The sequence below is a fragment of the Prevotella sp. Rep29 genome (assembly GCF_019551475.1).
Classification (GTDB): Bacteria; Bacteroidota; Bacteroidia; order Bacteroidales; family Bacteroidaceae; genus Prevotella.
Map to the genome: position 1 here is coordinate 735778 of NZ_CP047159.1, position 16437 is coordinate 752214.

A 16437-nucleotide genomic window follows, 5' to 3' on the forward strand; every position below is an offset into this window, starting at 1 on the left:
TTATTATTTAGTTTGTAAAAACTCCCCAACGTTGCGAAACGCTGGGGATTTTTTCTTACAAGAATCCTTGTCGCTTTAGTGTTTCGATGAGTCCTTTCGACATGCTCTCGTTATCGCGTTTGGTGTAGCGGCAGTCGGTGAATACTTGTGCCAATGTTTCCTTATGATTGATGCGCACAAACTCCTTGTTTTCCGGTAGTGCCTCCTTCTCTCCATAAATGGCATCAATGCGTTGTGGCGTATAAGACCGATAAACTTCATCATGTATGATTGCATCGACGGGCAGACGGTCGGTGAGTGGCGGCTGCTCATCGGGCCATCCGAGGGTGATGGTTGCAACGGGCATGGTGAGTGGTGGCAGTTCGAGCGTGTCGATGATGAGTTGCGGCATATAAACGGTTGTCCCTAAATAGCAGAGCCCGAGTCCTTCTTCCTCGGCAAGGTTGCAGAATGTCTGACAGTAGAGCAGACAGTCGGTTGCCGCATTGATAAACGAGAGGAAATTATCGTAACCTGGCGTTGCGTTCCGTTGTTCACACCAGTCTGTCGTGCGTCGGAAGTCGGCACAGAATGTGAGCAGGACGGGCGCCTGTGTTACCATCGTTTGATTGAAATGGGCTGGTGCAAGACGCTGTTTCATCTTCTCGTCGCGCGTCACCACCACGCTATATAGCTGCAGGTTGCCCATCGTCTGCGTGCGGCTGGCTTGTGAAAGAAGTTTTTGGAGCAGTTCTTCGCTAACCTCCTGTGATGTGTACCGTCGTATGGTGCGTCGGGTTTCAATGTTTTTCATCTCTCTTTCCTTATTTGAATGTGTTTAATATGCGGATAACAGTGGCTGCCTCCTCGTCGGTCATGGCAGGATGGCAGGGGAGTGACAGTTCTTCCCGATGAATGCGTTCTGTGACGGGCAGTTGCAGATGTTTCCATTCGCTATAACATGTCTGTTGGTGAGGTGCCACGGGGTAGTGAATGCTTGTCTGTACGCCGTTCTCTTCCAAGTATTTTTGTAATCGGTCGCGTTCGGATAAGAGGATAGGGAAGACGTGGAAGACGTGGTCTCTGTCTCCATGAGCGAACGGAACTTTAATTAGCGGATTGTCAATATGTTGATGATAGGATTGCGCGATTTCCTTCCGTCGTTCATTCTCCGTATCAAGATACTTCAATTTTACCGACAAAACGGCTGCTTGCAACTCATCCATGCGACTGTTCCGTCCTTTGAAGTCGAATACATGTTTTTGCGGAGAGCCGTAGTTTGCCAATGCCCGTATGGTTGTTGCCAATTGTCTGTCGTCAGTGGTCACTGCTCCCGCGTCGCCAAGTGCCCCGAGATTTTTGGTGGGATAGAAACTATGTCCTGCAGCATCGCCTATGCTGCCGGTTCTCCTGTTATTATAGGTGCATCCGTGTGCCTGTGCATTGTCTTCGATAAGTTTTAGCTGGTAGCGTCGGCAGATGTCACCTATGGTGTCAGTGTATGCGCATTGTCCATAGAGATGTACGAGCATGATGGCTTTTGTTTGCGGAGTGATGGCACGTTCAATCAACGTGTCGTCTATCTCTAACGTTTGCACGTCGGGCTCTACGAGGACCGGAGTGAGTTGGTTTTCGGTAATGGCAAGAATGGATGCAATATAGGTATTGGCAGGAACAATCACCTCATCGCCTTTGCTCATGATTCCTAATTCGATATAAGCCCGCAGGATGAGTGTCAAGGCATCCAGTCCGTTGGCACATGATACGCAATAGTCGGTACCGATGTATGAAGCATATTGTTCTTCAAATGTCTTGACCGCCTTGCCTTGCAAATACCATCCGTCGTCCACCACTTGGGAGACGGTTTGATGGATTTCGTCAGCATGCAACGCTGTAATCCTGTTCAGGGGAAGGTAGTCTATCATAGTGTCCATTCGTAAGTGTCGTACGTAACAGTTCTCCCGCCATATCCCTCCTTATGACTGATGAGCCCTTCGTTGAGAATTTTTCCGCCGTCTTCGTTGGATGTTCCGAAATCGAGATATTGGAAATCCTTGAAATCGTGATACATCACTTGTTCGTAGATGGCTTCCATCGCACCGGTGCGTTTCCCGATGTCATTGGTAGCACTGTACTGACCGTGCAAGACGTTGCCCATGACATAGAAGGTGATGCCACCGACAATAACGTCGTCTTGATAGGCATTATACTGAATGATTTTATCCGGGAAGCGCGACTTGAGCAGTTCCATCTCCTGTAAAGTGTGCACAGGGCTGGCATCGAACCGCTGTTTAAGATTCTCCTCCAAGATTTCCCAAAACTCAGCCATGCTTCCGTTGCGCACCACTTGCAGGCGAGCTTCATGGGCATCATTCAGTCTGCGACGATGGTCCTTTCGCCAGGGAAGGTTCTCTTGCATGAATATCACCGTTCCTGCCATTCGCCGTTTCAGACGGGCACCACATTTCCAGAAAATGGCATACAGGTCTTCCTCTGCAGGTAGGCGGTGGAATATCCAGGGTATGGTGCGGTAAACCACTTGTGTGAATCCCTGTTTGCGCAGATAATCGTTCAGTTCGGTAAAGAGTGTCAGCACTCCGCTCGTCGTCACTTCTTGATTCATCAGCAGTCCGCCATACGTGAGTCCGAGGTGTGAACAAAAAGAGGTGCCTTCCTCGTGAGCAGGGAGAATGGAGTGTAGTCGGCTGCCAACGAAAAACATCAGTGAATGGTCGTGAAATCGTTCAGCATGATAATCCATATAGCGGCGATAGAACAGGAATGTAGCGTTTTTTGACGAGGCTACATATCGGTCCCATGCTTCTTGCTGCTCAGGTGAATATCGTTTTATCTCGAACATCCGACGTATTTCAAGAAGTCATCGTAATCATAAATGTAATCACTTTCCTCAAATGGTTCTGAGGCGAGCACTAAACACACAGCACCGCTCGAGAAATCCTCCAACGTCCGCCAGATGCCCGTTTCGATTAGCAATCCTTGCCACGGGTGGTTCAAGAGGTGCGTCTCCCTTTCCCTTCCGTTGTCCAGCGTGACGTGAAAAGCCCCACCGACCGGCACCAACAATTCCCTGCACTGCCGGTGAGCGTGCCCCCCACGACTCTCACCGCCGGGAACGTCATACACCCAATATGCCCGTTTGATGTCGAACGGGATATGCAGTGCACCTTCAGCGACGGTCAGATTGCCGCGCGGGTCCGTAATCTTTGGAAGTTCAATGAGTTTGCCTATCATCACCTCTGTCGGTTGAAGCGTTCGTCTTCATGCGGACCTTATCTGTCCTTATACATGTTTTCGTAATACTTCTGATAGTCACCGCTCGTCACGTTGTCAAGCCATTCCTGGTTGTCCAGATACCAGCGCACGGTCTTTTCGATGCCCTCCTCGAATTGCAGTGACGGTTCCCATCCGAGTTCACGCTGCAGTTTCGACGAGTCTATCGCATAGCGCAGGTCGTGTCCGGCGCGGTCGGTGACGAAGGTGATGAGGTCCATGTCCTCGCCCTCTTTGCGTCCGAGCAGGCGGTCAACTGTGTTGATGAGCACATGGATGATGTCGATGTTCTTCCATTCGTTGAAACCGCCGATGTTATAGGTCTCGGCAATCTTGCCTTTGTGGAAGATGAGATCAATGGCACGGGCGTGGTCTTCAACGAACAGCCAGTCGCGCACATTCTCTCCCTTGCCATATACAGGCAGTGGCTTGCGATGGCGGATGTTGTTGATGAAGAGTGGAATCAGTTTTTCCGGGAACTGGTAAGGACCATAGTTGTTCGAGCAGTTGGTCACGATGACAGGCATTCCGTAGGTGTCGTGATAGGCACGCACGAAGTGGTCGCTCGATGCTTTGGCTGCTGAATAGGGTGAATGCGGATTATACTTGGTCGTTTCCAGGAAGAACTGGTCGCCGTACGCCAGATGGTGCTCGCTCGACGATGCTTTCGTCGTGAACGGCGGCTCGATGCCCTCGGGGTGTGTCAGTTCCAGAGCGCCGTACACCTCGTCGGTAGAGATGTGGTAGAAGCGCTTGCCTTCATACTTCTCGGGCAGTGACTCCCAATAGAGTTTGGCTGCCTGAAGGAGCGAGAGCGTACCCATGACGTTGGTCTTTGCAAACGTGAACGGGTCTTTGATGCTGCGGTCAACGTGGCTCTCGGCAGCAAGGTGTATGATGCCGTCCACCTTCTTGTCCTGCATGAGCTGGTAGAAGGTGTCGAAGTCGCAGATGTCCATCTTTACAAACTCGTAATTGGGCTTGTCCTCAATGTCTTTCAGGTTGGCAAGGTTGCCCGCATAAGTCAGACTGTCGAGGTTGATGATGTGATACTCGGGATACTTGTTCACGAAAAGGCGAACGACATGGCTTCCAATAAAGCCGGCTCCGCCGGTGATGACGATTGTTTTCATATCTTATTATTGTTTTTTGATTATTGATTAGTCTTTTTTATCACGAAAAAGAGCGCCGAAGATGTGAGCACAGCTACCAGCAGCAGAAATGCGATGAATGCTTTCAGCGGTATGACTGCTGTGAAAAACAGCATGGTGATGATAGCGAAAAGTATCATCTCGATGATTGCAATGAGCAGAATGCCTTTTTTCCGATTCATTTGTTTTTCTCTTTTTTTTGTTAGCCAAATGTTTCCTATCCTAATGTAATAACTTCACAATCAGTGAATTTATTGCCTTCGATGGTCAATCTTATCAGTGTTCTCTCTTTCTGCCATCCCTGAATGCCTGCGGCTCCGGGATTGATGTGGAGGAGGTTGAGCGTTTTGTCGTACTGCACTTTCAGTATGTGCGAGTGTCCGCTGATGAAGAGTTGTGGCGGTCGTTCGTACAGTTGCTGGCGGACAGACGGGTCGTAGCGTCCCGGATAGCCTCCGATGTGTTTCATGAGCACATCCACGTCCTCGCATTTCCACCGGAGAATCTCCGGGAACATGCGTCTCAGGTCGCCACCGTCGCAGTTGCCACACACGGCTCGCACGGGTCGGAATGCCTGGAACCGCTCAATGAGTTCGGTGGAACAGATATCTCCGGCGTGCCATATCTCGTCGCAGGGTTCGAAATAGTGCAGGTATTTCTCATCCCAGAACGAGTGTGTGTCGCTGATGATGCCGATGCGTTTCATTTCCTGTTGATGGTTTTTAGGGCGAAATCCATGATATAGTCGGCAGTGCCTTCCAGTCCGAGCAGCGACGAGTTGATGCAGAGGTCGTAACTCTCTGACGAGCCCCATCGCTTTCCGGTATAGAAATTATAGAACGATGCCCGCTGACTTTCCTTGTCTTTGATGATTTTCTGTGCCTTTTCCCTGCTGCACTGATGGCGTTCGGCGATGCAGTTGATGCGCTCGTCGAGGTCGGCGGTGATAAAGACATTGACTGCGTTCGCATAGTCGCGCAGGATATAGTCGGCGGCACGTCCCACAAAGATGCAACTTCCTTCTTCTGCCGCCTTCCGGATGGCATTGCTCTGGAATTTGAACAGGCTCTCTTGCGAGAAGTTGTTGGTATAGTAATTGCTGCCTCCGCTTCCGATATATGGCGCGCGGAGATGGAACAGGGAGCGGAGGAATCCTTTGTTTTCGTCATTTTGCTCAAAGAATTTCTCGCTGAATCCACTCTCCTTTGCTGCGAGATTGAGAATCTCTTTGTCGTAGAACTTGCAGTCCAGCCGTTCTGCCAGTATGCGGGCAATGGCAAGTCCGCCGCTACCGAGTTGTCGTCCGATGTTGATGATTATTTTCTTGTCGTCCATATCTCACACGTCTTGATGTTGTTGCTTAAATTGTTTCATATATCTCATCATGATAATGAGCGCCGTGAAAAATGCGAGTGCATCGCTGATGGGCAGTGACCACCACACGCCGTCCACGCCCATGAATGGGGGGAGGATGATGAGTAGCGGCAGCAGATAGATGAGCTGTCGTGAGAGTGACAGGAATATGCTCACTTTCGCCTTGCCGATGCTTTGGAAGAAGTTGGTCACAACCGCCTGATAGCCAATCAGTGGGAAGGCAATGGCGTTGATGCGAATGCCATGTTCGGCTATCCGTATCAGCTCTTCGTCGCTGGTGAAGAGGCGCACGCAGGGGTAGGGAAGCAGTTCGCATACGAGCCAGCCTACGGTCAGCACCGAGACACCTGCGATAATCGACAGTTTCAGCACTTGGAGCATGCGGTCGAATTTCTGGGCACCGTAGTTGTAGCCGGCAATGGGTTGCATGCCTTGGTTGATTCCCATCACGACCATGAAGAACAGGAATACGAGGCGGTTGGTAATGCCGAACGCCCCGACGGACAGGTCGCCTCCATGGCGGACGAGCGCCGTGTTGATGAGTATGACTATCAGACAGGCACAGGCGTTCATCGAGAATGGTGAGAGACCGATGGCTATGATGTTTTTCACGATTTGCTTCTGCAGCCGGTAGCAGCCGCTTGTGAAATGGAGCATTTGCCGCTTGTCGCTGAAAATACGGAACTGCCAGCAGAGGGCTGTCGCCTGCGAGAGTATCGTGGCCAGCGCTGCCCCCTGGATGCCCATGCCGAATGTCCAGATGAAAATAGGGTCGAGAACCGTGTTCAGTATGACGGTGAAAATCGTGGCGTACATCGCCTCGCGAGGCTTGCTCGCAGCACGGAGCACGCCGTTGAGCCCGAAGTATTGATGGGTGATGACGTTTCCAAGCAAGATAATCGTCATATAGTCGCGGGCATAGGGAATGGTGTTCTCCGTCGCTCCGAAGAAATAGAGTATCGGGTCGAGAAACAGCAGTGCAATGGTTGCGAAGGCGATGCCGATAATGAGGTTCAGGCTCACCGTGTTGCCGAGAATATGCTGCGCCGTCTGATAGTCTTTCTGTCCCAGTTTGACCGACAGGCAAGTGCTGGCACCCACGCCAATCGCTGCTCCGAAGGCTGCCGAGATGTTCATGAACGGGAAGGTGATGGCAAGTCCCGAGATGGCAAGTGCTCCCACACCGCGCCCGATGAAAATCGAATCGACCATGTTGTAGAGCGACGAGGCGGTCATCGCAATAATAGCCGGCAGGGCATACTGCAGCAGCAGTTTGCTCACCGGTCGTGTGCCTAATTCGAGTGTTGCTTGTTTGTTGTCTGTCATCACCAACTGATATAGTGCTGCAAATGTACGAATTATTTTTCATTTTCCGAGTAATTCGCCCATAATCATTTCCATTTATCTTTTAATCCGTATCGGTCATTTTTGTGGTCTGATGACCGTTTTTTGTTAATCTTCTTCTTCACGGCAGCACATAATTGTCAAATTCCGTTTTGTATATTTATGCGCAACGGGCGTCACTGAGAGGTGCTTTGTAAGCCGTTGGTTTTCAGGATATTATAGAATACTTTCCAAAAGTGCCACTTTCGCATTCCAAAAGTGGCACTTTTAGGAGCCAAAAGGGGAACTTTTGGAATGCGAAAGTTGGACTTTTGGAATGTGAAAGTTCAACTGTATATTTATACGCCCTTTCCTGTATGTTTATGCAGGGTGGGTGAAGGCAAAATCATGGCTTCGTTTTCTCCAGGAATCTATCCCGCCAGGATAGCCTGGAAAGTCTATATAATCTATAGCCTCTATATAGTCTGGCGCGCCTAAAAAGTCCGGTTGGTTAAACAAAAAACCGTATGCCGCCTTGACAGCGGCATACGGAGATTCTGTTATTAGCTTCGACTATCGTATTGATAGTGCGGTTTATACGTATTCTTTCGCTTCGCGCTCTCCGCGCAACACGGAAAGGGCGTTGAACGAAAGGGCTTCCAGCTCATCCTCGCCGGGATAGCGATAGGTGGGCGCGAGATAGTCAACGCGGCGGCAGAGCTCATCCACCACATATTTCCAGTGGGCAATGCCGCCGGTGAAGAGGATGGCATCGACCTTTCCACAGAGCACGGCTCCTTTGGAGGCAATCTCTTTAGCTACGTGGTAAATCATCGCATCGACGAGGAACTTGGCTTTTTCATTGCCTTCGTTCACCCATTGCTCGATGAGGCGCATGTCGTTGGTGCCGAGATGAGCGGCGAGTCCGCCTTGTCCGGCAATCATCTTCTCAATCTGTGCCTGTGTGTATTTGCCGCTGAAGCAGAGGTGCACGAGGTCGCCTGCGGGGAGCGTACCGGCGCGTTCGGGAGAGAATGGTCCCTCGCCGTCGAGCGCATTGCTTACGTCAACGGCGCGTCCGTGTTGATGGACGGCAACGGAGATACCGCCTCCGAGGTGGCATACGATGATGTCCATCTCCTCGTAGCGCTTGCCTTGGTCTTTTGCGAAGCGGCGGGCAATGGCTTTCTGGTTGAGTGCGTGCCAGATGGGTTTGCGCGGCATGAGCGGCGAACCACTGACGCGTGCATAGTCGCACAGCTCGTCAACGAGCACGGGGTTGGCGATGAAGCTGCGGCATCCGATTTCTTTTGCAATCTCAAACGAGATGATGCAGCCGAGGTTGCAGGCGTGGTGATGGAGTGTGGCACGGGTGTCGTCAATCATCCGCTGATTGATTTCATAGACACCGCCCTCAACGGGTTTTGCCAATCCGCCACGTCCGATGACGGCATCGAACTTGAAAGGGATACCGGCTTCGTTTACTTCTTTTACAACCAGGTTTTTGCGGAATTCATACTGATCGATAATGTTTTCGTAGGCGCTCAGTTCCTCGATAGAGTGCGAGATGTTCTTTTTCAGAATCTGCTTCTCGTCTTCATAGACGGCAATCTTCGTGGACGTAGAGCCGGGATTGATAACTAATATTAGCATAAGATTTCAGAGTATTTTTGATTAAGGTTATGCACTGATGATTGCCAGGGCGAGGCTATAGAACTTTGATTTGATGCTGTCGCCCCTGGATGTCAGTACGACTGGAGCGAGCGGCCCTTTCAGCGTGGCTGCGGTTTCGGCTCCGCAGAACAGGGTGACGGTCTTGTAGAAGACGTTGCCTGCCTCAATGTCGGGGAAGATGAGTGCGTCAGCCTCTCCGGCGATGGGCGATTCGATGCCTTTGGTCTGCATGGCTTCGAGGTCGCATGAGGTCTTTACGTCGAGCGGTCCGTCAACGATACATTTTCCGAACGTGCCTTTCTTTGCCTCGTCAATGATGTCTTTGTAGCCGATGGTGAACGGGAAGAATTTCTCGTTGGGCTTCTCTGTGCAGTGAATCAGCGACAGGCGCGGCTCCTCGATGCCGAACGAATGGCAGAGGTCGGCGACGTAGCGCACTTGTTCCATGCGCTGTTCCTGTGTGGGATAGGGTATGACAGCCGGGTCGGTAAAGAAAATCAGTTTCGGATAGGTGGGGATTTCCGTTGCCGTCACGTGTGTGAGGACTCTTCCCTTGGGCAGGATGCCAGTCTCTTTGTTCAGCACGGCGTGCAGCAGGTTGTCGGTGTTGATGAGACCTTTCATCAAAACGTCTGCCTTTCCCTCGCGCACCAATGCGACGGCTTTTGCCGCAGCATCGTCCTTGTCGTCGGAGTCGATAATGGTGAAGTGGTCGGCGTAGGGACGGAGCAGGTCGCTGCTCTCAATCTCTTTTCTTGCACCAACGAACAATGCTTCTACGAAGCCGCCTTTCAGTCCTTCGGCAACGGCTTCCTGTGTGTGGTCGTCAGATGCCCAGACGATGGCAACCCGTTTTCTTTCACCCTTTTGTGAGAGGTGAGCAATCAAGTCATCAAAGTTTTTAATTGTTTCCATAGCTTACGCTTTTCTTTTTGTATTAAGATGTATAGATTATGTTTTTCGTGGTGCAAAGGTAAGCATTTCATTTTAATTATTGCACACTTTAGTAGAAAAAGTGCAAAAAAACTCCTTCCGTTTCACAACAGAAGGAGTTTCCTAATAATAAAATAATAAAAGTAAAATATAAAGTCATTTAGAATGACCCTATTCGTTTTTGTCAAAGTCATCGAAACTGTTTGAAGCGCTCCATGAAGTGAAGCTATGCCAGCCTCCGTCTCCTTCGTCTTCAAAGATGTTCTCTTTGCCTTCAATCTCACTTGAGTCAACCGTATTGGAGCCCACAGGCAGGTTGTCTTCCGTAATGTTTTCACTAACGTTTAGGCGAACGACTTCCGCCATGGGTTGTATATATTCTTTGCGTATCATCTGATAATCTCCTTTTTGCCGTTATGAATGTAAATACCTTTTTCTGTTGGTGTGCCGTAGAGGCGCTGTCCGCTGATGGTGTACCAGTGGTCGCTCTCTGTATTTTCGACATTGTTGTTGCCGACGTTTTTGATGCCAGTTGTTTCGTTGTCATCGTCCACAAAGCTCATGGCGATTTTTGCATTCTGTCCACCCTTTCCAGTCATGCTGTCTGTCTCGCTGGCGGTTGGTTTCAGATAAGCGCGGTTGTAAGGTGTCAGTTTTCCTGTGTTTACAATGCGCTGCCATTTGCCGCTGGAGAGTCCCCATGTTTGTAGTCCGTCTTCAGTGCCTTGCACATGACTGTTGACTACTACGCCCACCAATCGGTTGGCTGTGGTTTCCACGTTGGCGTCCGATGCGTCTTTGAATGCCACCTGTGGGCTGTCGCTGTTATAGTCGTTCTCACCGATGCGGTAGGTAACTACAGCAGAGGGGTCTTCCATGCGGATGATGACACCATGATATTCGTCATTTTCTGTTCCTGTTCTCGAAGGCACATAGTTCACCTTCTGCATTTTGTAACCACCTGCTCCTTCGTTGACAGAAGCATCATAGCTTGTAGCGATGTATGCGGAAACGCCTGTAGCGTTCGAGAAGTCCATATCGAAGTCGCGGCACATGGAAGAAACCTTGTTTTCTCCCACCTGCGCATCGCGGAGGGGAATTTCTGCAGAAAAGGTTTTGGCTTTTGATTTCAGATCAGTAAATTTAGCATCGTCTATCAAACTCGGCTTTACATAAATTGCCAAGTCATCGTTCGTGAGATTGTATTTCCAGTTATCGGTCCTCATAGTAATATTAGAACCATTTGATTGCATTGTCTTAACTTCTGTAAGGGCAATCGTTGGGGCGCCCATGAAGAAAATATTTTTTATAAATGTCCTCTTATTTATTCCATATGTCTGTAAAAAAGCAGAAGCATGTACACTACTCACTTTCGCAGGAATGGTCAATTCTCTTAGTTTATAGTATTCTGTAGCAATGGTTTCAAGGTTACTTCCTTTAGGAGCCAGTGATGATGATTGATCCCTATAAAAAGCCAATTCTTCTATTGTCTGTAATTCAGAAGACAATACCAGACTCTCTATGTAATGCTCACCCATACTTCCAGCGCAGATTTTCTTAACAGAGTTAGGTATAATCCATTGTTTAATCATCGTCTTGTTGTCGGCACCTATTTTGTTCTTTGGAATAAAGAACACCAATTCGTCCATTTCTCCATTGCTTCCTGAGTTGCCATAGAGCACACCCTTGTCGAGTTTTCCGCCATCGTTATCGAGCGTATAGCGTTTGTTGTTTGAATCAACGGTAATTGTTTCCAGATTAGGACATGCTGTGAAAATACCCTTTCCAATTTTGTTCAAACTGGTTGGGATGTTGATGGATGTCATATTGGTATTAAACATGAAAGTATAGTTCCATATCGTCTCTAACGTTGAAGGTAACGTTAAATTCGGCAACATCGTACAGCCTGCTATTGCAAATGACCCTATTGATTTTAGACCTTCAGGCAAAGTCATGGAAGTCATTTTGGGAGTATCCATGAAAGCAGATTCCGATATGGTTTCCGTTCCAGGATTCAAAACAACACTTTCCATTTCTTTACAATGTGAAAAAGTACTTATTTGGATGGTTTTCACGCCACCAGGTACATTAACTGAAGCAAGTCCCGAATAATTAAATCCATACGCACCTATATAAGTCAGAGTTGATGGTAATGATATGTTTCTTAAACTTTTTGTATCTCGGAAAGCAGAATTTCCGATATGGGTAAAACCTTCTGGGAAATTGATATCATTAAGTTTTTCATTGAAGGCGAAAGCATAATCATCTATTTTTTTATCGTAGAGGGCAAAACGACTTTCTCAAGAAAATCGACATGTGATTGAGAACTTCTCGTGAAGGCAGCATGCTCTATTTCCTCTACACCCTCAGGCACGGTGTATGATGTTCGTGTATTTGTTGTGGGATACAACAATAACTTTTTACCATCTTCTGTAAAAATAACATCGTCCACTTTTTCTAAATAGGGATTATCGGCATCTATAATTATTTCAACTTGTTTAGGAAAATCGCTATTGCCCCTATTATATAAGATATTGCAGCTATTTTCAGAAAGAGATGTTTTGTTTCCTCCAGTTGTCCAATAATAACCTGCAGTTGTGATATCTTTAACTGTTTTGGGGATAATTAGTCTCTCCAACTTTTTCATATAATAAAATGGTGTCATGAATTGTTGAAGCTGACTTACGCCATTCATTTCCTTTTGGGCATCAGTTGGGTTTGATGCCACCAATTTACTACTCTTCCCTGATGCAGTAGTCACACTACGATAATTCGTAGCGATTGATGCTACTGTAAATGTTTTCCCGTCAGGGTGAGTAACTGTTTCTGGAATCGTGTATTCCGTAACATCATTTTGATTCAGTACACCAGTTAACATCACTTCGGTTTCGCTAATAATTAGATAATAGCAGCCTTGTGCGTCTTTGAACATGTAACCTTCAGTGTCTTTATCCGCCATTGCCGTTGCCGACATCAGCGCTACACTGATTAATAGTAAAAATTTTCTCATGATTTTATTATTATTAAAATTATTATTCTACTTTTTTTATTTGCTTGCTGTTTAGCTGGTCAGACATGCTATGGTCCGTTGAACCTATTGCGTTACTTTTAACCTATTCCTATCGTCCTATTGAGCCTCAAAAGCGCAAATCGCCTGCAAAGGTAGTCATTTCATTTTAATTATTGCACACTTTTATAGAAAAAGTGCATATTTTTATTTGATTATTTTGCAAGATTATTTTGTGGCGTGCCAACCCTTTTCAATTTTGGGATGAGAAGTGGTTCGGCGTTGGGGTGATTCCGTTCCCGTGGCGGTTTTTAATTCTAAAATAAATATAAATTATGAGCGGAATTGCACGTATTCGGAATAAAAAGATTACTTTTGCACCTCGGAAACGCCAAGGAGAGATGCTCGAGTGGCTGAAGAGGCACGCCTGGAAAGCGTGTAAACGGCGAAACCGTTTCGGGGGTTCGAATCCCCCTCTCTCCGCAGGCAGAGTGGGATTCAAATCTTTTCTTCGAAAAAGGTTTGCCTCTCTCCGCAGGCAGAGTGGGATTCAAAGCTTTTCTTCGAAAGGTTTGTCGCTCTCCGCAGGTAGAGTGGGATTCAAAGCTTTTCTTCGAAAAGGTTGCCTCTCTCCGCAGGCAGAGCCAAAGATGGTAAGTCATATACATTATTATATATATAGCCAGAATTTAGATTTATCATGAAAAAGATATTCTTTTATACTATACTGACAGCGTTCTTGTTGACTTGCACGTCCGTAGTCGTGTTTGCACAAGATTCGCTTTCTAACGCACAGCCTACTGAGGTGGTGGACGACGATTCCATATCTGTCGCATCGGCGGACGATGAAGGCGTGGTTGTGGCGCCAGTAGAGAGCGCCGGTCTCTTTAAGTCGTTGAAAACCAAGTTTATTGAAGGGACGCCGGGCTTTATGTCGCTGGTGGCGTTGGCGTTGGTGCTGGGACTCGCTTTTTGCATTGAACGGATCATCTACCTGACCCTTTCCGAAATAGATTCCCGGAAATTCATGGAGGATGTGGATGCAAAAATCGCGGCAGACGATATTGAGGGTGCAAAGGAGTTGTGCCGAACAACGCGCGGTCCCGTTGCTTCAATCTGTTATCAGGGATTGTTACGGATAGACGAGAATATCGGCGACATAGAGCGTTCGGTGGCATCCTACGGCTCGGTACAGGCAGCCAACCTTGAGAAAGGTTGCTCATGGATTACGCTTTTCATTGCGATGGCACCTTCGCTGGGTTTCCTTGGTACGGTTATCGGCATGGTCATGGCGTTCGATCAGATTCAGAACGCCGGTGACATCAGTCCGACTATTGTCGCTGCAGGAATGAAGGTGGCGCTTATCACGACCATATTCGGTATTATTGTGGCACTGATTCTGCAGGTGTTCTACAACTATATCTTGACAAAGATAGAACGGCTGACGGCAGAAATGGAGGATAGTGCCATCTCGCTGCTTGATGCCATTGTGAAATATAAACAGCATAGATAATGGCTTTTTTGACAGGGAAGTCGGTAGGAACGTCCAAGCGTGTTTTTTATGCGCTGATTGCCCTCACGCTTGTGGTGTTCGGGGCATTCTTTCTCGTGGGCTATCATCGTCCGTATGAGGAGAATCCGGCATTTTCCGCCCCAGCGTTGACAGACGCACTCCTCGTGTTCATGCTGTTGCTCGTTTTTGTTGCTGTCGTGGTAACCTTATGGTCGGTGGCAAAGCATGTGCGTTGCCGCAGCGATGTAGGTACGGAAAATCTGGTTCCGGTGCGGAAAACGGCTTTCCTGGTCATCGCCGGGACGGTTGTTCTGCTTTTGGGAGCATTCCTGTTGGCTCCGTCGTCAGCAATAAGAATCAACGCAGAGAATTATGAAAACGCATTTTGGTTGAAAGTGGCAGGCATGTTTGTCGCGGCATCCATCGTGATGATACTCGTCGCCCTGTGTGCCATTTTCTACGATTACGTGAAGCACCGTCGGTAATACGTTAAACGCAGTCTGATATGATTATTCGCCGTGAGAAAAGAAAACTTCCTTTGCTGAACACGACTTCTACAGCCGATATCTCGTTCATGCTGTTGATTTTCTTTTTGGTGACCACCTCAATGGATATGGACAAAGGACTTTCGCGGCAGTTGCCACCGATAGAACCGACCGAAGAGATGGTGACGGAACGGCAGGTGAGTGCACGGAATGTGTTGAGAATCCATGTCTTAGCGAACAATCAGGTGGCAGTGAACGACGAGCTGACAGACATCAGCGCGCTCAAAAGTAAGGTGGAAACTTTTGTGGAGAATGCGCAAAACAGCGCCCAGCTGCCCGAAAAACATGAGCGGACCATCGCCTTGCTCGGCAAATGTATGGTGACCGACAAGCATATTATCCAGGTGAAAGCAGAAAGAACATCATCATACGACACCTATTTTTCGGTTCAGAACGAAATCGTAGCAGCCTATCAAACGTTACGCAACCGCTTGGCACGGCAGCGTTTCGGGCGTTCCTATGTCGAATGTTCGGAGAAAGAGCAGGAGGCTTTGCGTGAATATTATCCGCAACGCATATCAGAGGAATACGTCAAGGAGGAAGGAGGTGCCCGATGAACATTTATCGCCGTGCTTCCCATCAGGTGCCGGGTCTGAACACGGCAGCGCTGCCCGACCTGATATTCACCGTGCTGTTCTTCTTTATGATAGTCACCCACATGCGCAAAGTGGAACTGAAAGTGAAATATCAAGTCCCTGCAGGAACGGAGTTATCCCGTCTGACGAAGAAATCCACCGTCACCTATATTTATATAGGGCGCGGAGTGGGAGGCTCCGATACGAAAATGCGCGTCCAGCTGAACGACAAGCTGTCGGAAGTGTCTGATATTGTTGATTATATCGTTGAGGAACGTAAGCGGATGTCGCCTGAAGATGTGGGGAAAATGACGGTCTCCATCAAGGCTGACCGACAGGCAGATATGGGGCTTATCACCGATGTCAAGCAGGCTTTGCGACAGGCGAATGCGCTGCGAATCAATTATTCCGCTGTGTCAGAAAAAAGATGATTTTAGTTAAAATTTGTACATCTTTTGAAGATTAAATAGTGAGAATGTTGCAAACTTCAAATATTTTTTATATTTTTGTGCCAAGTTATAAGAAATATTATGGCACAACATTATTTAGATTCGTTGGATAAAAAGATCCTTCGCATGATTGCTGATGACGCTCGGGTTCCTTTTTTGGAGGTGGCAAGGGCGTGTAACGTAAGTGGAGCTGCAATTCATCAGCGCATTCAGAAGTTAACTGCTCTTGGTGTTTTAAAAGGTTCGCAGTATTTGATTGACCCGGCAAAGGTGGGTTATGAGACTTGTGCGTACATGGGTTTGTTCTTGAAGAATCCCGAGAATTTCAAGGATGCCGTAGATGGATTGAAGAAAATTCCTGAAGTGGTGGAATGTCATTTCACGACAGGTGACTATGACATGTTTATCAAGATCTACGCAGAAGACAATTTGCATCTGCTTAAGATTCTTCACGAGAAGATTCAGCCGTTGGGATTGGCTCGCACAGAGACGATTATCTCGTACGACACAGTTTTCTCACGCATGTTGCCCGTCAGTGAAATGAAGAGCAACAAACTGCTTCGGGTGGAAAAGAAATAGTCACCTGCCGCTTCTAAGTTTCCGGGAAAGTTTTAGCTTTGAGG

18 protein-coding genes, 1 tRNA gene and 1 pseudogene are annotated in these 16437 nt (G+C 48.0%); 6 read left to right on the forward strand and 14 right to left on the reverse strand.

Annotation, left to right across the window (positions count from 1 at the left end):
* Window positions 1-55: 55 nt before the first annotated feature.
* The 14 genes and pseudogenes from GRF55_RS03100 to GRF55_RS03165 all read right to left on the reverse strand — a co-directional run bounded on the left by GRF55_RS03100 (window position 56) and on the right by GRF55_RS03165 (window position 12735).
* Window positions 56-793 carry a nitroreductase family protein gene (locus GRF55_RS03100; protein WP_220369096.1) on the reverse strand — a complete coding sequence of 246 codons (738 nt, stop codon included), beginning with the start codon at window positions 791-793 and terminating at the stop codon, window positions 56-58.
* A gap of 10 nt (window positions 794-803) precedes the next feature.
* Window positions 804-1904, reverse strand: a complete 1101-nt coding sequence (locus GRF55_RS03105; protein WP_220369598.1) for a DegT/DnrJ/EryC1/StrS aminotransferase family protein — start codon at window positions 1902-1904, stop codon at window positions 804-806.
* Window positions 1901-2839, reverse strand: coding sequence for a GNAT family N-acetyltransferase (locus GRF55_RS03110; RefSeq protein WP_220369097.1), 939 nt, complete (start codon window positions 2837-2839; stop codon window positions 1901-1903). The genes GRF55_RS03105 and GRF55_RS03110 overlap by 4 nt, the downstream gene beginning before the upstream one ends.
* Entirely contained in the window at window positions 2827-3231 is a 405-nt protein-coding gene (locus tag GRF55_RS03115) for an FdtA/QdtA family cupin domain-containing protein (protein WP_220369098.1), read from the reverse strand. The genes GRF55_RS03110 and GRF55_RS03115 overlap by 13 nt, the downstream gene beginning before the upstream one ends.
* Window positions 3232-3269: 38 nt before the next feature.
* Window positions 3270-4403: a dTDP-glucose 4,6-dehydratase gene (locus tag GRF55_RS03120; protein ID WP_220369099.1), complete on the reverse strand. Its 1134-nt coding sequence runs from the start codon at window positions 4401-4403 to the stop codon at window positions 3270-3272.
* A 20-nt stretch (window positions 4404-4423) separates the two neighbouring features.
* Complete coding sequence (locus GRF55_RS03125; RefSeq protein WP_220369100.1) at window positions 4424-4603, reverse strand: hypothetical protein; 180 nt, start codon at window positions 4601-4603, stop codon at window positions 4424-4426.
* Between the two features lie 35 nt (window positions 4604-4638).
* Complete coding sequence (locus GRF55_RS03130; protein ID WP_220369101.1) at window positions 4639-5127, reverse strand: metallophosphoesterase; 489 nt, start codon at window positions 5125-5127, stop codon at window positions 4639-4641.
* Window positions 5124-5756 carry an AAA family ATPase gene (locus GRF55_RS03135; protein WP_220369102.1) on the reverse strand — a complete coding sequence of 211 codons (633 nt, stop codon included), beginning with the start codon at window positions 5754-5756 and terminating at the stop codon, window positions 5124-5126. The genes GRF55_RS03130 and GRF55_RS03135 overlap by 4 nt, the downstream gene beginning before the upstream one ends.
* Window positions 5710-7121, reverse strand: a pseudogene (locus GRF55_RS03140) (MATE family efflux transporter). Before GRF55_RS03140 ends, GRF55_RS03135 begins: the two are co-directional and overlap by 47 nt.
* A gap of 591 nt (window positions 7122-7712) precedes the next feature.
* Window positions 7713-8771 carry a butyrate kinase gene (buk, locus tag GRF55_RS03145; protein WP_220369104.1) on the reverse strand — a complete coding sequence of 353 codons (1059 nt, stop codon included), beginning with the start codon at window positions 8769-8771 and terminating at the stop codon, window positions 7713-7715.
* Between the two features lie 27 nt (window positions 8772-8798).
* Window positions 8799-9707: a phosphate acyltransferase gene (locus tag GRF55_RS03150; protein ID WP_220369105.1), complete on the reverse strand. Its 909-nt coding sequence runs from the start codon at window positions 9705-9707 to the stop codon at window positions 8799-8801.
* Window positions 9708-9896: 189 nt separating this feature from the next.
* A complete protein-coding gene (locus GRF55_RS03155; RefSeq protein WP_220369106.1) occupies window positions 9897-10118 on the reverse strand; it encodes a hypothetical protein in 222 nt (73 codons plus the stop codon).
* Complete coding sequence (locus GRF55_RS03160; RefSeq protein ID WP_370626754.1) at window positions 10115-11995, reverse strand: leucine-rich repeat protein; 1881 nt, start codon at window positions 11993-11995, stop codon at window positions 10115-10117. The genes GRF55_RS03155 and GRF55_RS03160 overlap by 4 nt, the downstream gene beginning before the upstream one ends.
* On the reverse strand, window positions 11992-12735 hold the full coding sequence (locus GRF55_RS03165) for a hypothetical protein (protein WP_220369108.1): 744 nt from the start codon (window positions 12733-12735) through the stop codon (window positions 11992-11994). Before GRF55_RS03165 ends, GRF55_RS03160 begins: the two co-directional genes overlap by 4 nt.
* A gap of 392 nt (window positions 12736-13127) precedes the next feature.
* Here GRF55_RS03165 and GRF55_RS03170 point away from each other — a divergent pair.
* From GRF55_RS03170 to GRF55_RS03195, 6 genes are all read left to right on the forward strand, one after another.
* Window positions 13128-13215, forward strand: a tRNA-Ser gene (locus GRF55_RS03170).
* A gap of 217 nt (window positions 13216-13432) precedes the next feature.
* Complete coding sequence (locus GRF55_RS03175) at window positions 13433-14245, forward strand: MotA/TolQ/ExbB proton channel family protein (RefSeq protein ID WP_220369109.1); 813 nt, start codon at window positions 13433-13435, stop codon at window positions 14243-14245.
* On the forward strand, window positions 14245-14730 hold the full coding sequence (locus GRF55_RS03180) for a hypothetical protein (protein WP_220369110.1): 486 nt from the start codon (window positions 14245-14247) through the stop codon (window positions 14728-14730). The genes GRF55_RS03175 and GRF55_RS03180 overlap by 1 nt, the downstream gene beginning before the upstream one ends.
* Window positions 14731-14750: 20 nt before the next feature.
* Window positions 14751-15347, forward strand: coding sequence for a biopolymer transporter ExbD (locus GRF55_RS03185; RefSeq protein ID WP_255563824.1), 597 nt, complete (start codon window positions 14751-14753; stop codon window positions 15345-15347).
* Window positions 15344-15796: a biopolymer transporter ExbD gene (locus GRF55_RS03190; RefSeq protein ID WP_220369111.1), complete on the forward strand. Its 453-nt coding sequence runs from the start codon at window positions 15344-15346 to the stop codon at window positions 15794-15796. Before GRF55_RS03185 ends, GRF55_RS03190 begins: the two co-directional genes overlap by 4 nt.
* A gap of 99 nt (window positions 15797-15895) precedes the next feature.
* Window positions 15896-16393 carry an Lrp/AsnC family transcriptional regulator gene (locus GRF55_RS03195; RefSeq protein ID WP_220369112.1) on the forward strand — a complete coding sequence of 166 codons (498 nt, stop codon included), beginning with the start codon at window positions 15896-15898 and terminating at the stop codon, window positions 16391-16393.
* Window positions 16394-16437 lie beyond the last annotated feature (44 nt).

Bases quoted from the DNA above. Each gene is read 5' to 3' on its own strand.
- GRF55_RS03100 (WP_220369096.1), bottom strand. From the start codon at position 793: ATGAAAAACATTGAAACCCGACGCACCATACGACGGTACACATCACAG.
- GRF55_RS03105 (WP_220369598.1), bottom strand. From the start codon at position 1,904: ATGATAGACTACCTTCCCCTGAACAGGATTACAGCGTTGCATGCTGAC.
- GRF55_RS03110 (WP_220369097.1), bottom strand. From the start codon at position 2,839: ATGTTCGAGATAAAACGATATTCACCTGAGCAGCAAGAAGCATGGGAC.
- GRF55_RS03115 (WP_220369098.1), bottom strand. From the start codon at position 3,231: ATGATAGGCAAACTCATTGAACTTCCAAAGATTACGGACCCGCGCGGC.
- GRF55_RS03120 (WP_220369099.1), bottom strand. From the start codon at position 4,403: ATGAAAACAATCGTCATCACCGGCGGAGCCGGCTTTATTGGAAGCCAT.
- GRF55_RS03125 (WP_220369100.1), bottom strand. From the start codon at position 4,603: ATGAATCGGAAAAAAGGCATTCTGCTCATTGCAATCATCGAGATGATA.
- GRF55_RS03130 (WP_220369101.1), bottom strand. From the start codon at position 5,127: ATGAAACGCATCGGCATCATCAGCGACACACACTCGTTCTGGGATGAG.
- GRF55_RS03135 (WP_220369102.1), bottom strand. From the start codon at position 5,756: ATGGACGACAAGAAAATAATCATCAACATCGGACGACAACTCGGTAGC.
- buk (WP_220369104.1), bottom strand. From the start codon at position 8,771: ATGCTAATATTAGTTATCAATCCCGGCTCTACGTCCACGAAGATTGCC.
- GRF55_RS03150 (WP_220369105.1), bottom strand. From the start codon at position 9,707: ATGGAAACAATTAAAAACTTTGATGACTTGATTGCTCACCTCTCACAA.
- GRF55_RS03155 (WP_220369106.1), bottom strand. From the start codon at position 10,118: ATGATACGCAAAGAATATATACAACCCATGGCGGAAGTCGTTCGCCTA.
- GRF55_RS03165 (WP_220369108.1), bottom strand. From the start codon at position 12,735: ATGAGAAAATTTTTACTATTAATCAGTGTAGCGCTGATGTCGGCAACG.
- GRF55_RS03175 (WP_220369109.1), top strand. From the start codon at position 13,433: ATGAAAAAGATATTCTTTTATACTATACTGACAGCGTTCTTGTTGACT.
- GRF55_RS03180 (WP_220369110.1), top strand. From the start codon at position 14,245: ATGGCTTTTTTGACAGGGAAGTCGGTAGGAACGTCCAAGCGTGTTTTT.
- GRF55_RS03185 (WP_255563824.1), top strand. From the start codon at position 14,751: ATGATTATTCGCCGTGAGAAAAGAAAACTTCCTTTGCTGAACACGACT.
- GRF55_RS03190 (WP_220369111.1), top strand. From the start codon at position 15,344: ATGAACATTTATCGCCGTGCTTCCCATCAGGTGCCGGGTCTGAACACG.
- GRF55_RS03195 (WP_220369112.1), top strand. From the start codon at position 15,896: ATGGCACAACATTATTTAGATTCGTTGGATAAAAAGATCCTTCGCATG.